Genomic DNA, 15746 nt, shown 5'->3' on the forward strand with positions numbered 1-15746 from the left:
TTATCCTTTAACCGCACCAGCTGTAAGACCAGCGACGATTTTTCGTTGAAACACCAGGACTAGGACCACGATCGGGACGGTCACTAGTACAGAAGCAGCCATGATATTGCCCCATGGCAGCTCGTATTCAGTTGCACCGGACATCAGGGCAATCGCCACTGGCACGGTGCGAACTTCGTTGGATAGAGTAAAGGTGAGCGCGAACAGGAACTCGTTCCACGCACCGATGAAGGCAAGCAGACCAGTGGTCACCATCGCTGGCCACATCAGCGGCAGGAAGATCCGGCGCACAATGGTCAGCGGAGAAGCTCCGTCAACAACCGCAGCCTCTTCAAGCTCCTTCGGCAGCTCCTTCATAAAGGTGGTTAGCACCCACACAGTAAACGGCAGGGTCAACACCGTGTTCGGGATAATCAAACCCGGCAGAGAGTTGTAAAGTCCCATGGAGCGGATCAACTCATACATGCCGGAGAGGATCGCCACCTGCGGGAACATGGAGACAGACAGGATCGTCATCAACAACAGACCACGGCCCCGGAAGTGGATACGAGCCAGCGCATAAGACGCCGTCACTGCAATAATCAGCGACAGGACCACAACAGATGTCGCAACAATCACTGAGTTCAGAATATTGAGGCCAAACGGCTGCTCTTTGAAGATGGAGAAATAGTTTCCCATCGTGAAGGATGTTGGGAATACGGACGGATTGAACAGCTCCTGCCCACTACGGAAACTCGTGACAATCGCGTAATAGAACGGGAAGACCGAGAAAATCACGACCACAACAACCAGCGAGTAAAACAGAATAGACTTCATCTGTCTGTTCATGACTGTTCTCCTTCACCAGATTTCAATCCGCCAGCCACCACAGTAATGGTCGTCAACAAGGCAATCACAATGAACAGCAGCGTTGCAGCGGCAGAGCCGTAGCCAACTTCCTGGAAATCCACCAGCTGCTGCCTTGCATAGACTGACATGGACATGGTCGACGTAGAGCTGGACGTCAGCACGTAAATCAGATCGAACACACGCAGCGCATCAAGACTGCGGAAAATCACCGCAACAATGATTGCCGGACGGATCAGCGGCAACGTCACCTTGAAGAACACGCGGATCGGGTTGATGCCGTCCACGCGGGCAGCCTCATAGATATCACCCGGAAGCATCTGAAGGGCAGCAAGGGTCAGCAGTGCCATGAACGGTGTTGTCTTCCAGACATCCACCATGATCACAGCCCACATCGCGGTGGAAGGATCAGCCGTCCAGGCAATCGGCTCAGACAGAATGCCGACACTCAGCAGAATTTCGTTGATCACACCAAACTGGTCGTGAAGCATCCAGCCCCACATCTTGGCGGAAACAATGGTCGGGATCGCCCAGGGGATCAGAACCGCAGCACGCACAAGGCCACGGCCTTTGAACTCTGCATTCAGGATCAACGCAATGAGAAGCCCGAACAGAGTTTCAAAACCGACAGAGATGACAGAAAACCAGAGAGTATTCCAAACCGCATTCCACCACTCGGCATCAACGAGAACGCCATAAGCCTCTCCGTCATAATACGAGAGATAGTTCTCAAAGCCGATGAATTGAGATTGGCTGAGATCTGTGAGGTTTGCGTCGGTAAAACCCAACCAGATGGTGCGAAGCAACGGCCAGCCTGCAACAGCGGCCAATGCAATCATCATGGGGGCGAGAAAAAGCCACGCGGCGCGCAATCTGGCAGAGCTCAGATTGGAGCGTTTTGCCTTACGAGTGGCTGTACCATCCTGCTGAAGAGCAAGGGTCATCCTCTGATCCTTGGTTTCTTTATTTCAGGGAAACTCCAAGGAACCACCCAGGAGCTCGGTTCAGTGTTGCGGCCATCGGGAGGCCGCAACACAGATCGCAAGTCTAGGGAGGAGACTTACCAGCCTTTACGCTTGATGCGTTTCAGGTTCTTTTCAAGCTTCGCAAGGGATGCCTCTGCTTCGGTTTTACCGGAAAGCACGTCATGCACTGCATTGTAAAATGCATTGGAAACTTTGTTGTAGTTAGAGCCAGTTGCACGGGATGGACGTGCCACAGCATTGGTGAAGGTGTCTTTCAACTGACCCATGAACGGGCTTGCTGCAAGAACATCCGCATCAGAGTACAGCTCAGCAATGGTTGGGTTGTAAGACCCTTCGATAGCGCGCTGTTTCTGGCTCTTCTTGCTGGTCAGGTGCATTACAAGGCTTGCAGCTGCTTCAGGGTCTTTGGAGTATTTGGAAACAGCAAGCTGCCAGCCACCAAGAGTACCAGTCTGCTTTCCGTCTTCACCACCCTTAGGCAGAGCCATCACACCGATTTTGCCTTTGATCGGGGAATCGTCAGCCTGACCGAGAGACCATGCATAAGGCCAGTTACGCATGAACACTGCATTACCGGACTGGAACACACCGCGTGCATCTTCTTCCTGATAGGAAAGAACACCAGAAGGTGCAATTGTACCGGTCCAGCTTGCTGCAAGGGACAGAGCTTTTACAGCTTTTTCGTTGTTGATGGTGATATCGCCATCAGCGTTCACAACATCGCCGCCGCCAAAGCTGTCGACCCACTCAAGAGCATCACAGGTCAGACCTTCATAAGCCTTCGCCTGATAAACAAAGCCCCACATTTTATTGTTGCCAGCTGCGCGTTCAGCATCCTGGATCTTCTTCGCACTCGCGGTCAGATCGCCCCAGGTTTCAGGAGCCTTTTCACCATGCTTTTCGAGCAGGTCTTTGCGGTAGAACAGCAGGCCAGCATCAGTGTACCAAGGCATAGCAACCAGCTTGCCTTTGTAGGTGTTGTTCGCAACGATTGGCTGGAAGTGCATGTCTTCTGCGCCATTGGAATATGGCTTCAGATCAGCAAGGTGGCTTCCCAGAATACCCGGCCAGATAACGTCAATCTGGAAAACATCAATATCAGAAGAACCAGAGCTCAGGATCTGCTGGTACAGCGCCAGCTGCTCGGTAGATGATGCAGGTGCAGCGAAAAACTTAACGGTGTTGCCAGTTTCTTTAGCCCACTCGGTTGCAGCACCTTTACAGAGCTTAGCGCCCTGACCAACGCTACCGCAAACAACGGTAACTTCAGCAGCCATTGCATAACCCGCAACGCCAGCCATACCAGCAACAGCAACAGCAACAGCAGAACCTAATAATGTACGACGGATACCCATAATGGGACGCCTCCCTGTTTCGTCCATGGCCCTTGGTTCAACGAATTCCCAATCGTTGTCCGGCCATTAATTACCCCTCCAGAGCGAAGGGCTCCCCAAACACTGGTCATCTTTCAAAAGATTCCCAAAGCGCTTTGAGATAAGCAAAGTTTAGTCACCGGTCTAAGTCAATAGTAAAAATCCATAGGAACTTTTGTGAGGCTGTCCATCTGGCGTCATATTTTGCAACGCAGCACCCACAAAATAGCTGAATTCTCCTAAGTTTAGAGCCCATCCTATGTGGTATTTTACTGCACCTCTGAAAAATATCAGTTTTCCACTGTCTCCGTTACCGTTTCCAAAGCGCTTTGGAAAAGACAAAGGTCCTACTGGATTTTAGGCAGACTTCTGGGTTAGATTTCATCCAAGCATGCGGGAGAAAAAGGGGCTATAAACAAGGCGCACAGCAAGTTTGAGCCATTGAATTATTATGAATCTTAAGAGTTTAGCCAATCATCTCGGTCTTTCACAAACCACAGTCAGCAGAGCACTGAACGGGTATTCTGACGTGTCTCTCGCCACCCGAAACCGGGTTTCGGAGGCAGCAAAGACCTATGGCTATCGTCCCAATGTCAACGCACGCCGTCTGGCAACCGGACGCTCCTGCGTGATCGGCATCGCCTTCCCCACTGACATGAACATGTTTCTCGACCCGCATTTCATCGAGTTTCTGACAGGTCTTTCTGAGAAGGCATCCGAGCTTGACTACGACATCATGATCTCTTCCTCGCAGAGTGAGGAAGTGGACGTCTACCGCCGCTTTGCGGAAAAAGGCACCGTTGATCTGGTGATCCTGTCCAACGTGGATCTGAGTGAAGAACGCATCCGTCTGCTGCAAGACCTCAACATGCCATTCATCGTGCATGGCCGCACTGCCACCTGTGATAGCTACTCGTACATCGACATCGACAACTACGGCGTCTTCCACGAGCCCACAAAGATGCTGCTGGAAATGGGTCACGACAAGATCGCGATCCTCAACGGCCATCCAAACCGTGTCTACGCCATTGACCGGCTCAACGGCTGGCAGGATGCGTTGAAGGAACGAGGCGTCACGCCGAACCCGGATTATATGCGTGCAGGCGCTATGTCAGAGGAAAACGGCTACACCTTCGCCATAGAGATCTTGCAGCTCGAAAACCGCCCGACTGCCCTGCTCTGCTCAAGTGTGGTCATGGCAAAAGGCGCGTACAGAGCCTGTAACGAACTCGGCATCAAGATCGGTTCTGAAGTCTCCATCGTCGCCCACGATGACAACGTGCCCCTCGCACAAGCATCTGACATGAACCCGCCACTGACCGTCACCCGCTCACCACTGCGCGATGCAGGTCGGGAGATCGCGATCATGGCGATGAACTACCTCAAGGGCACAGACATCAAAGAGCTGCAATGCCTGTGGCACCCGGAACTTATTTTCCGCAAATCTGTCGGCGCCCCGCCACGCACTGACATCTAGCCTAGGGAATTTACTCAGTTCCTTGAGTGGGATCATTGCCATACAACTTGAGTCTGAGGCTATAGTGTAACGTAGCTGCACATTCAGGTTGGGGCCCCTATGCCAACGCCAGTATTTATCGCTGAAAACACGACTAAAACCTATGTCACCAACGAGGTTGAGGTGCACGCACTTCGCGGTGTTTCCATGACACTCTTTGAAGGCGAAATGGTTGTGTTGCTTGGACCATCAGGTTCCGGCAAATCCACATTCCTGAACATTCTAGGTGGTCTCGACAACGCCACCTCCGGCACGGTCTCGTTCATGGGCAGGAACCTGACTGATTTCAGCGAAAGCGAGCTGACCCGCTACCGGCGCGATTACGTCGGCTTCGTCTTCCAGTTCTACAACCTCATTCCCAGCCTCAATGCATGGGAAAACGTGGCTCTGACAACAGAGATTGCCAAGGACCCAATGGACCCGCAGGAAGCGTTGGAACTGGTCGGTCTCGGCAAACGTTCCTCTCACTTTCCGGCAGAGATGTCCGGCGGTGAACAGCAGCGCGTCGCCATCGCCCGCGCCATCGCCAAAAAGCCGGAAGTCCTGCTTTGCGATGAACCCACTGGCGCGCTCGACACCCAAACCGGCACACTGGTTCTGGAAGCCCTGCAGCGCATCAATCTGGAACTTGGTACGACCACCGCAATCATCACGCACAACACAGCCATTCAGCAAATGGCAAACCGTGTTTATGTCTTCAAAGACGGAGCAATCGAAAGCACCCACGAAAACGAAACACCCAAGCAGCCTTCGGAGGTTGCATGGTAGCTCTGCCCGTCCTTGACCGAAAAGTCATCCGCGATTTGAAACGCCTGTGGGCGCAAGTGCTCGCGATTGCTTTGGTCATGGCCTGCGGAGTGATGACGCTGATCCTCGCACAAGGGGCCTACCGCTCCCTCAGCGAAACCCAGAAAACCTATTATGATCAATACCGCTTCGGCCACATCTTCGCACAGGCCGTTCGCGCACCCGATCACCTGAAGGAACGCATTGCAGCCATTGATGGCGTAGCAGCAGTCGAGATGCGCATCGTTCGCTCTGCCATCCTCGACATCCCGCAGATGGCAGAACCCGCCGCTGGCATTGCGCTTTCCCTGCCCTCAGGCAGAAAGCCCGCCGTCAACCGCCTCTATCTGCGAGCAGGCCGCTTGCCGGAAGGCTCCCGCACCAACGAAGTTGCCCTCGACTCACGTTTCGCCAAAGCACATGGCCTCAACCCCGGAGACACATTCAGCGCAACCTTGAACGGCAAGAAACTCAACCTCGAAATCACCGGCATCATCCTCTCCCCCGAGTTCATCTACGCCCTCGGTCCGGGAGATCTCGTCCCCGACGACCGCCGCTTCGCCGTCTTCTTCATGGCCCAATCCGCCATGGAAGGCCTGTTCAACATGAAGAACGCGGCCAACGACATCTCCTTGAGACTACTCAGAGGCGCCTGCACGCCATGTGTTCTGGAAAAACTCGACCGCCTGCTGAAACCATACGGTGGCACCGGCGCGTATAAGCGCAAAGACCAGCAATCGCATGCGTTTCTGGATGCGGAACTCACCCAGCTCTCCGCCATGGCAAAAGTACTACCACCTATATTCCTGCTGGTCTCCGCCTTCCTGGTCAACATGATCCTATCCCGCCTGATCGCTTTGGAACGCGAGCAAATCGGCCTCCTGAAAGCCTGCGGATACTCTTCTTGGTCCGTTGCAGGCCACTATGCCAAACTGGTCTCAATCATCGCTTTCCTTGGCGTCGGCATTGGATCAATTGCAGGCAATTACATGGGCCGCTTGATGACGCAGATGTATGCCCAATACTTCTCGTTCCCATTCCTCGTGTTCGATGACAGCCCGGACCTCTACCTCATTGCCGCCGCCATCTCGTTGTTCGCTGCTCTGGGCGGTGCGCTCTCTTCCATCATGAAGGCCGCCCGCCTGCCACCCGCAGTCGCCATGCGTCCACCTGCACCGCCACGCTTCCGCAGTTTTCTTTCGCTTAAGTCAAAGCGCGTGCGCATCCTGTCCCAGCTCAGCACCATGGGCCTGCGCCATCTCATGCACAATCCAGTCCGCAGCCTGCTCACCAGCCTTGGTGTCTCTTTCGCGCTGGCCCTGCTCGTCTCAGCCCTGTTCCTGACCAACTCCATGGACCACATGATCAATGTGGCCTTCAACAAAGCAGAAACCGCAGATGCCCGCCTGACACTGGCAGATGACAGAGCCCCCAGCGTGCTCGGTGACATCATGCGCCTGCCCGGCGTTCTCACCGCTGAGGCTTTCCGGCGCGAACCCGTCATTCTACGCTTTGGCCCAAAGGAAAAGCGCGTCGCCATCACAGGTCGCCCCACCAACGCCAATCTCTCTCGCATTTTGGACCTCAACGAGCGCGCCATCCAGATGCCTCACACCGGCCTCATGCTGCCAACCCACCTTGCAAACCAGTTGGGTGTAAAGCCGGGTGAGATGGTCACCGTAGAGCTTACCAAGCACAACTCGATCCTGCGGCAAGTGAGGGTCTCCGGCACAGTCACCAGCTACATGGGCATCTCCGCTTCCATGCACATAGACGCACTGAACGCCCTTGTGCCCACCGGCCCGCGCATCTCTGATCTGGCGATCAACATCGACCGCACACGGCTTGATGATCTCTACGATGCTGTCAAACAAACACCGGGCCTCGGCGGCATCGCCATGCAGATGCTTTCTCGCGAAAAGTTCCGCGAACTCATGGACCAGAGCGTCAACTCCATGCTGGTCGCATACATCACCATCGCGGTCATTGTAGCCTTTGGCGTGGTCTACAACGCCGCCCGCATTCAGCTTTCAGAACGGGGCCGCGAGCTCGCCAGCCTGCGCGTCATCGGCTTTTCCAAGCAGGAAGTCTTCCACGTCATTCTGGTGGAAATGGCCATGATCGTTCTGTTGGCACAGCCCATGGGCTGGCTCATCGGCTACGGCATGGCAGCGGGCATGATACAGGGCTTCGCCAGCGATCTCTTCCGCGTGCCGCTTGTTGTTTTGCCCAGCACCTACGCCATCGCCAGCTTTGTCATTCTCAGCGCCGCACTGGCCTGTGCGTTTATCGTGCGCCGCCGTGTGGGCAAACTTGATCTCATCAAAACCTTAAAAACGAGGGAATAGGAATGAACGGTAAATACGTCAAACGAGGCGCTTATATTGCTGTCGCCCTGCTCGTTCTCCTCCTCATTGGTTGGGCCATGCAGGAAAAGCCAATCTCCGTTGAAATAGCTAAGGTCACCCGTGGCGACCTGATTGTCACCGTGGAAGAAGACGGCAAAACCCGCGTCAAAGAGATCTACAAAATCTCCGCGCCCATCGCCGGACGGGTGGACCGTTCTCTGCTGGAAGTCGGCGACAAAGTATCTCGCGGCGAAACAACCGTTGCCACCATCAACCCGCTCACGACCCCGTTCATGAACGCCCGCACCAAAGCAGAGGCACTGGCAGGCGTTGAAACCGCCAAAGCCGCCATAACGCTGGCAGAAGCTGAGCTCGCCTCCGCCAAGGCAGAGCACAAACTGGCCAAGTCAGAGCTTATCCGCGCCCAGCGCCTCAACCGCTCCAAAACCATCTCTGATGCCCAACTGGAGCGCGTGGAAATCGACGTCACCCTGAAAGCCGCCAAGGTGCAAAGCGCTGAAGCACAGATCGCCCAGCGCAACAGCGACCTTGCAAGCGCTAAAGCTCGCCTGATCGAACCGCACATCGCTCAAGATCCTGAACGTTCAGAGGAACTAGCCGTCCGCATGATCTCCCCGATCAACGGCGTCGTCCTCAATCTGGCAGTCGAAAGCGAGCAGACCATCCAGTCTGGCGCATTATTGATGGAACTGGGCGATCCTGCAGATATCGAAGTGGTCGTGGACCTGCTCTCCACCGAAGCCGTGAAAATCGCTGAAGGCGCAAAAGCAACACTGGTCGACTGGGGTGGCAACACCTTGAAAGCAACGGTTCGCCGCATTGACCCTGCTGGCTTCACCAAGGTCTCAGCCCTCGGCATCGAAGAACAACGCGTCAACGCTATTCTGGATCTGGACACCCCGGCTCTGGAACTCGGCCACGGCTTCCACCTGCGCGCCGCCATTGAGACATGGCACGGCCAAAACGTCCTGCGCATTCCCATGACCGCCCTCTTCCGCGAAGGCAACGACTGGGCCACCTTCAAAGTCGTCAACGGCAAAGCCCACCTCCAACTCCTGACAATCGGCGCCTTCAACCAGGACATGGCCGAAGTCCGCTCCGGCCTGACCCAGAACGACACCGTGATCCAGTTCCCCGGAGACACAGTTTCTCACGGCACTGCAGTGGTGGCGGAGTAGAGATGACCGAACAAACGGATTGCTCTTTTTGCAAAATAGCCCAGAAGCACTATCGCGTTTTCGAGGTCTATCGCGATGACAAGATCATGGCCTTTCTCGACAATGGCCCAATCCGCCCCGGTCATACTCAGATCATCCCACTGGAGCATTACGACTACTTTGATGATCTACCCCTCGAACTTGCGACCAGAATTATGCAACTCGGCCAACACCTTGCCAAAGTACTCAAGCAAATCACTGGAGTAGAAAGAGTAGCATTCCTCTTCACCGGTGGAGATATCCCCCACGCCCACGCTCATCTGATCCCGATGTATGAGAAAACCGACATCACCTCCCGCCGCTACATCCTCAATGAGGACCTCACCTTTCAGGATAGACCCTGTCCGCCCCACAACGAGCAGCTGGCGATACTCAGAAAAATCAAGGAAGCAATGAGTGCTGAACACCTCTGATAAGTCGCTGCTTAGTTGAAGATATCTTCGACAAACTTATAGATCAGATAGAGCGCCAGATACGAGAGAAACGAGCTGGAAACACCTGCAACAAGTGCCATGTATCCATTCGCTCTGTACATAACTGTGTCAGCAAAACCATAGCTGAGTAGCACCCAAAGCGTCGTTGCTATCGATACAGCCATAGCCCCTATAAACAGCAGCACCCGCGCGAGTTTGTTCGAGCGGAAATACCCTTCAGCATTGCGCCCAATAACAAGAAACTCAGCCAACACCGTACAGATATAGGCGGCAGCGAGTACCAGAAAGCTGTCCCAAATTACAAAATGCAAAGCGAGTCTCGCACGCGTTCAAAAAAGCATTTTCAAAACGCAATCATTCTCACTTATAAGACAGCCAAACACAAGCTGAAGGTGCATATCTCAGCACGTACTCACGCTCCTCTCACATACCAGAGGAACTCGTAGAACAGGTTGCAAACGGCATACGCCAAAATGCCGGTAGGTAGACTGACGATGTACCCTAGGTATTGGAAAGCTCGTGGCTCATCAGCAGCAGCCTGATGGTAATCCCATAACGCATAATACATCGCAACAAATCCAGCTAGCATTGCAACTAGAAAATGAAAGATGTGTGCGGATTGCCCTATTTTCAAAGTAGTCATCAGCTTTGAACCGAAGAAAAATTCCCTCTGAAATTCCGGCTGAAATCAAGGATACGACGAGTAGAGTGAGAATGAAAAATACATATAGTATTGATAGGGCTCACACTAACTCGTTGCAACAGGCAAGCCGCCGTTCGCAGCCTTCTCCGCCGCAACTCTCTCCCGCCGTGCCAGTTCCATTTTCCACCAGCGATCGCGCAGGGCGACGCGGTTTTCGCGGTAGCGTTCTTCCAGTACATCCATGTGCTCCACGCGATCGGTCCGGAACGCGCGGAAGTCCTTGCGCAGCTCACACCACGCCACGATCATCCGTGATTGCGCAAAGAACGTCAGGCTCAGCGGCCATATGAGACGCTCACTCATCTCTCCCTGCGCGTCCTCGTAGATAAGTCGCAGTTTGTTTTGCCCGCGAATCGCCTTGCGCACGTCACTCAGCTCAATGCGCGCGGAGGGAATAGGTTCCACCCCCACATCCGGCGCATACAGTGGCGCTTCAATAAACTCATCCCGCGCTTCTGGAGAAAGCACCGCTGCTATCTTGGCAATCACATCACTGGCCGTGCGAATAAGCTGTTCATCCCCACGCACCTGCACATGGCGCAGCCCCATCATCACCGCCTCCAGCTCATCACTGTTGAACATCAGCGGCGGCAGATCATACCCTTCATCCAGCACATAACCAACGCCAGCCTCACCGCGGATCGGCACACCAGTCGACTGCAGGCTGACAATGTCGCGGTAAAGCGTGCGAACAGAAACCTCCAGCTCCTCCGCCATGGCATCTCCTGTCACCGGCCCGCGATGACGCCGCAACAGTTGAACGATCTGTAGCAACCGATCTGCCCTGCGCATGAACTCCTCCAAATAAGTTTGGAATGTAAAACACTCCTGACACAATGCTGTCAGGAGCACTTTGCTACCAATCCCCCACCAAACACAAGCGGAGAAAGCAAATGCTCACAAACCACAAATTCAGCGCAAAACTCGATGGTGTCAGCGCAAGCCCGTTTTGCCTGAAAGTAGACATCCTGCTCGCCATGGCAGGCCTCTCCCACGATATTCTGGAAGGCCCGGCAGCCCTGCAAACCGCCCCAAAGGGCAAGCTCCCTGTCATGAAGGACAACGAAGAGCTCATTGCCGATTCCGAGTTCATCAGACGGCATTTGGTGGTCAATTATAACGCTGATTTTTCAGGTGGTTATTCTGAAGCTGAGCTGGCTGTTGGGCACGCCTTCATGCGCATGGCAGAGCATTCTTTGTACTTCGTAACCGTCTGCACCCGCTGGCTGCCAGATGAGAACTTCGCAGTGATTGAAGACCAGTTCTTCGGTATCTTGCCACCAGAAATGCGCAGTTCTCTTGCAAACGAGTCTCGCAAAAGCGTCATCGCCAAAGTCAACAACCATGGCTACGGTCAGCACACATGGAAAGAACGCCTCGCATTGGGCCGTGCAGACCTGCAAGCCATCTCCACCCAGCTCGGTGACAAACCATACCTGCTCGGCGACCGCCCCTGCTTTGCTGATGCCGCCATCGGCGCCCAAATCCTCTGCACCCTCTCCAACCTGCCCTTCTCCGGCTGGAAGGAAACCACCGAGCAGTTCCCCAACCTCGTCGCCTACGCCAGCCGCATCAAAGAAACCTACCCGGAGGAAGTAACCGAAGCAGCCTAATCAACACCCCCGCCGGATTGGTGCATCCGGCGGGGGCTTGTCACATTCACTGCGACTGCTTCAAATACGCAATCACATCCTCAGCATTCTGCGCCGGATCATTCACCGGATACATAACGTGTTCCACCACACCATCCTTGATGATCATGGTGAGCCTTTTCAGCAGAACCATGCCACCAGCCTCAAAAGTCGGCAGCTCCATCGCCTTCGTCAGTTCCAGTTTCTCATCAGAAAGCAAAGCAAACGGCAAATGCAGACGCTCAGCGGCTTCAGCCTGAAACGCTGTCGACTGAGTAGAAAGCCCAAACACCGCTTTTGCCCCGGCAGCTTTTAACTCACCAAAGTGATCCCGGAATGCACAGGATTGAGGCGTACATCCACGAGCTCCGGGAATGAGATCCCACCCTTCAATTGGCCCTTCATTCGGAGGGCTCGTTCTGGGATAGGCATAGACAACAGTGCGGCCCTGTAACGCTGACAAATCAATCATCTCAGCATTCGTTGTCCGCAGTTTCAGCGCCGGAAGCTTCATGCCAAGCAAACTCTTAGTGTCAGTCACGATCAATCAAACCTTCTCCAATAAAAAACCCGCCGAACATTCTCATCCGGCGGGGCTATCTCACTCATAAAGCATCGCTGCTAAGCGTCTTGCGTCATCAGCTGCTGGTTCTTGCGTGCCATCACCTGCCGCACCACAACAGGCAGCATCAACACTCCACCGATTGCCATGGTTTGCAAGCCCGGCGCGACGAAGAACATCGCCGCAAAGGCTGTCCAATACCGCTCCAGCTTATTCAGACCAGCCAGCATGTAGCCAGAGAACGCCACACCCAGCAGACCAATGCCACACATGGCGCCTGCAAGCGTTACGGTCAGGTCATACCAGGTGAACTCAGGCGTCACCAACAACAAGGCCGGAGAGTAGACAAATACAAACGGAACCAAAGCCTTCGCAATGCCAAGCCGGAACGCGGTGTTGCCGGTCTTGAACGGGTTCGCCCCCGCGATCCCAGCCCCGGCATAAGCAGCCAACGCCACAGGCGGTGTAATGTCTGCCAGCACACCGTAGTAGAACACGAAGAAGTGCGCCACCAGCGGCTGAACACCAAGCAAAGCAAGCGCAGGTGCAGCAATGGAAACCAGAATGATGTAGGTCGCCGTTGTCGGAATACCCGCGCCCATGATGATACAGGCAACCGCTGTAAACAGCAGGGTGAAGAACAGCGTCAGCCCATTCTGCGTCACATACTCAGCAAGCATACCGGACGCAATAAACCCGCCCAGATCAGACGCCGCCTGTGTCACCACAAACGAAAGCCGGAAGCCCGTTCCCGTCAGCGTCACCACGCCAACAATGATGCCAACGGCCGCAGCAGCAGCCCCAACAGCCAGCGAGTACTTGGCACCAGTTGCCAAGGATTCAATCAGGTCTTTGAGTCCCATCCGGTTATGCGGATTTAAAATCCCAACAACCACACAAGCAGTAATCCCCCAAACCGCTGCAAAGTCTGGCGTTTTACCGGAGATGATCAGATAAACCAGAATGCCCAGCGGAATGACAGAGAGCCAGTGCTGCTTCATCACCACCAATGCTTTCGGCAGCTCATCCTTGGTCAAACCGCGCAAGCCAAGGCGTTTGGCTTCCAGATGCACCATCACGAAGATGCCGAAGTAATGCAGCATTGCTGGGAACATCGCTGCAAGCAGCACTTCGCGATACGGGATTTCTAAAAACTCCACCATGATGAAGGCAGCCGCCCCCATAATCGGCGGCGTAATCTGCCCACCCGTTGATGCCGTCGCCTCAACAGCCCCAGCAAAGTGCGGCGGATACCCAACCTTCTTCATCGCGGGAATGGTGAGTGACCCTGTCGTCACCGTATTGGCAATGGAACTGCCGGAAATCGTGCCCAGCATGGCAGAGGAGAAGATCGCAACCTTCGCAGGCCCGCCTGCATAGCGTCCGGCAATCACAGAGGCCAGATCGATAAACAACTGCCCAAGGCCAATGCGCGTAGCTAAAACACCAAACAAAACAAACAGGAACACATACTTGGCAACCACCCCAATGGCGATGCCGTAAATGCCCTGGTTCGTCATGTAAAGGTGATTGATCAGCCCCGTCCAGCTCGCGCCCGGGTGCCGCAGAGCGCCCGGTGCGTACATGCCAAACACGGCATAGCCAACGAAGATCAACGCAATCAGCGGCAGCGTTGGTCCGACGGACCGGCGCGCTGCTTCCAGCACCAGCATCAGCAACACGGTGCCCATAAACACATCAATCGGCGCAGGAGCCCCAACACGGGAGGCAACCGCCTCAGCTGGTAACAACGGCAAATACATTGCCGCAGCCACAGCCATCACCGCCAGCACAATGTCCCACAGATGCACACCACTCGGGCGCCACCATGCATTAGGCGCAGGCAGACTGCTCGTGCTCTTGATGAAGCTGAAAAGAACAAACACCAGCCCCAGCACAAACGAAAGGTGAATGCCGCGATGGACAAGCTCTCGAATAAGCCCGAAGCCGGACGCGTAATAATGATAGAGCGACATGGCAACAAGTGCCGCTGTTATAACAACAGCAAGCACCGGACCAGCCGCTCGGAAGGTAAGGTCTGGATCGTATTTCCGTTCCAGATCCTCAAGGGATTGATCTGTCGTATCCTGAGACATCAGCCCTGCGTTTCATTTAGATTGAAAACAGCAGCGCCCGGCAGATATCTACCGGGCACCGCAAAATCATCAAAGATGGCGAGGCCTTACTTGATCAGGCCAGCTTCTTTGTAGAAACGCTCAGCACCCGGATGCAGCGGCACACCAAGACCGTCCGTTGCAGTTTCCATGGTGATGGTTTTGCCTTTGGAATGGCCAACATCCAGCAGCTTGCGGGTCTTGTCGTTCCACATCGCTTTGGTGATGTTATAGATCAGCTCGTCCTCTTCTTTCGCGCTGGTGATCCACTGAGCACCAACGGTCAAAGTGGTTGTTGCATCAACACCCTGATAGGCATCAGATGGAATGTCAGAGCTTGCAAAGAAGCCGTACTTCTCAACCAGACTTTCAGCTTCCGGACCGGTGATCGGAACGATCTTGATGTCTTCAGCAGACGCCAGCTCAACCACTGCACCGGTTGGGAAACCAGCAACCACAAAGAACGCATCAACCTTGCCGTTACGCAGTGCTTCCGCCGCAGCAGAACCCTTCAGCGCTTCAGCAGTGATGTCAGAGGTGGAAAGGCCATAAGCTGCAAGGATCAGGTTCGCATCCGTGTATGTGCCAGAACCCGGCTCATCCAAAGACACGCGCTTGCCTTTCAGGTCAGCAACAGAGTTGATGCCGCTGTCAGCTTTTGCAATCAAATGAATATGCTCTGGGAACAACGCTGCGATGGAACGCAGATCCTTCATCGGCTCTTTGCCTTCCATGGTGCCGGTACCGGAAAACGCCCAGTAAGCAACATCAGACTGCGCGAAACCAGAATTACGCAAGCCAGAGTTGATCGCATTCACATTATCAACGGAACCACGGGAAGAAACAGCAGAAGCAATCAAACCCGGCACACCGCAAGACCCACCAGCATCACACGCACGAGAGCCCGGAGGATTGGAGATCGCATTGGCGATCATGCCGCCAACCGGGTAGTAAGTGTAAGCTGTACCGCCTGTGCCAATGGTAAAGAACTTAAGGTCCTGCGCCAAAGCCTGACCAGAAAACAGCGCCGCGCCGCCAACAATAGCTGCAGCTGTCGCCAATTTAGTAATGGAAGATAGAAGCGTCATAGCCCCCCCGGGAAATATACGAGAGACAGGATACTCTACGGCGTAGAAGCGCCATAAAATCGTCTGCCCCAAACACTATGAGAAGTCTGAGCAGTCACCGGAAAATCAAAAAGGACGCTCG

General features: G+C 54.4%; 14 protein-coding genes. 6 read left to right on the forward strand and 8 right to left on the reverse strand.

Features of this window, described 5'->3' with window-relative positions:
* From PsAD46_RS25070 to PsAD46_RS25080, 3 genes are all read right to left on the reverse strand, one after another.
* Complete coding sequence (locus PsAD46_RS25070) at positions 1 to 828, reverse strand: carbohydrate ABC transporter permease (RefSeq protein WP_063294058.1); 828 nt, start codon at positions 826 to 828, stop codon at positions 1 to 3.
* Positions 825 to 1790, reverse strand: coding sequence for a sugar ABC transporter permease (locus PsAD46_RS25075; RefSeq protein ID WP_063294059.1), 966 nt, complete (start codon positions 1788 to 1790; stop codon positions 825 to 827). The genes PsAD46_RS25070 and PsAD46_RS25075 overlap by 4 nt, the downstream gene beginning before the upstream one ends.
* A gap of 116 nt (positions 1791 to 1906) precedes the next feature.
* Positions 1907 to 3187: an ABC transporter substrate-binding protein gene (locus PsAD46_RS25080; protein WP_063308110.1), complete on the reverse strand. Its 1281-nt coding sequence runs from the start codon at positions 3185 to 3187 to the stop codon at positions 1907 to 1909.
* Positions 3188 to 3656: 469 nt separating this feature from the next.
* On the opposite strand from PsAD46_RS25080, the gene PsAD46_RS25085 reads away from it, so the two are divergent.
* From PsAD46_RS25085 to PsAD46_RS25105, 5 genes are all read left to right on the forward strand, one after another.
* Entirely contained in the window at positions 3657 to 4682 is a 1026-nt protein-coding gene (locus PsAD46_RS25085) for a substrate-binding domain-containing protein (protein ID WP_063308111.1), read from the forward strand.
* 99 nt (positions 4683 to 4781) lie between these two features.
* Entirely contained in the window at positions 4782 to 5489 is a 708-nt protein-coding gene (locus PsAD46_RS25090) for an ABC transporter ATP-binding protein (RefSeq protein ID WP_063308112.1), read from the forward strand.
* Positions 5483 to 7855, forward strand: coding sequence for an FtsX-like permease family protein (locus tag PsAD46_RS25095; RefSeq protein ID WP_063308113.1), 2373 nt, complete (start codon positions 5483 to 5485; stop codon positions 7853 to 7855). Before PsAD46_RS25090 ends, PsAD46_RS25095 begins: the two co-directional genes overlap by 7 nt.
* A 2-nt stretch (positions 7856 to 7857) precedes the next feature.
* Complete coding sequence (locus tag PsAD46_RS25100) at positions 7858 to 9054, forward strand: HlyD family efflux transporter periplasmic adaptor subunit (RefSeq protein WP_063308114.1); 1197 nt, start codon at positions 7858 to 7860, stop codon at positions 9052 to 9054.
* Positions 9055 to 9056: 2 nt separating this feature from the next.
* Positions 9057 to 9506, forward strand: coding sequence for an HIT family protein (locus tag PsAD46_RS25105; RefSeq protein WP_057461246.1), 450 nt, complete (start codon positions 9057 to 9059; stop codon positions 9504 to 9506).
* A gap of 11 nt (positions 9507 to 9517) precedes the next feature.
* Here the strand turns inward: PsAD46_RS25105 and PsAD46_RS25110 are convergent, their stop codons facing one another.
* A complete protein-coding gene (locus tag PsAD46_RS25110) occupies positions 9518 to 9838 on the reverse strand; it encodes a hypothetical protein (RefSeq protein WP_057461245.1) in 321 nt (106 codons plus the stop codon).
* Positions 9839 to 10275: 437 nt separating this feature from the next.
* Complete coding sequence (locus tag PsAD46_RS25120; RefSeq protein WP_193776995.1) at positions 10276 to 11022, reverse strand: YafY family protein; 747 nt, start codon at positions 11020 to 11022, stop codon at positions 10276 to 10278.
* Positions 11023 to 11123: 101 nt separating this feature from the next.
* Here PsAD46_RS25120 and PsAD46_RS25125 point away from each other — a divergent pair, with 101 nt between their 5' ends.
* A complete protein-coding gene (locus tag PsAD46_RS25125) occupies positions 11124 to 11843 on the forward strand; it encodes a glutathione S-transferase family protein (RefSeq protein ID WP_063308117.1) in 720 nt (239 codons plus the stop codon).
* Between the two features lie 46 nt (positions 11844 to 11889).
* On the opposite strand, the gene PsAD46_RS25130 is transcribed toward PsAD46_RS25125, so the two are convergent.
* From PsAD46_RS25130 to PsAD46_RS25140, 3 genes are all read right to left on the reverse strand, one after another.
* Positions 11890 to 12375, reverse strand: coding sequence for a peroxiredoxin (locus PsAD46_RS25130; RefSeq protein ID WP_084404538.1), 486 nt, complete (start codon positions 12373 to 12375; stop codon positions 11890 to 11892).
* 107 nt (positions 12376 to 12482) lie between these two features.
* The gene (locus PsAD46_RS25135; RefSeq protein ID WP_063308119.1) at positions 12483 to 14519 is read right to left on the reverse strand and encodes a TRAP transporter permease; all 2037 of its coding nucleotides are present in this window, start codon (positions 14517 to 14519) and stop codon (positions 12483 to 12485) included.
* Between the two features lie 86 nt (positions 14520 to 14605).
* Positions 14606 to 15625: a TAXI family TRAP transporter solute-binding subunit gene (locus PsAD46_RS25140; protein ID WP_063308120.1), complete on the reverse strand. Its 1020-nt coding sequence runs from the start codon at positions 15623 to 15625 to the stop codon at positions 14606 to 14608.
* Between the last annotated feature and the right edge of the window lie 121 nt (positions 15626 to 15746).

This window comes from Pseudovibrio sp. Ad46 (assembly GCF_001623065.1).
Classification (GTDB): domain Bacteria; phylum Pseudomonadota; class Alphaproteobacteria; order Rhizobiales; family Stappiaceae; genus Pseudovibrio.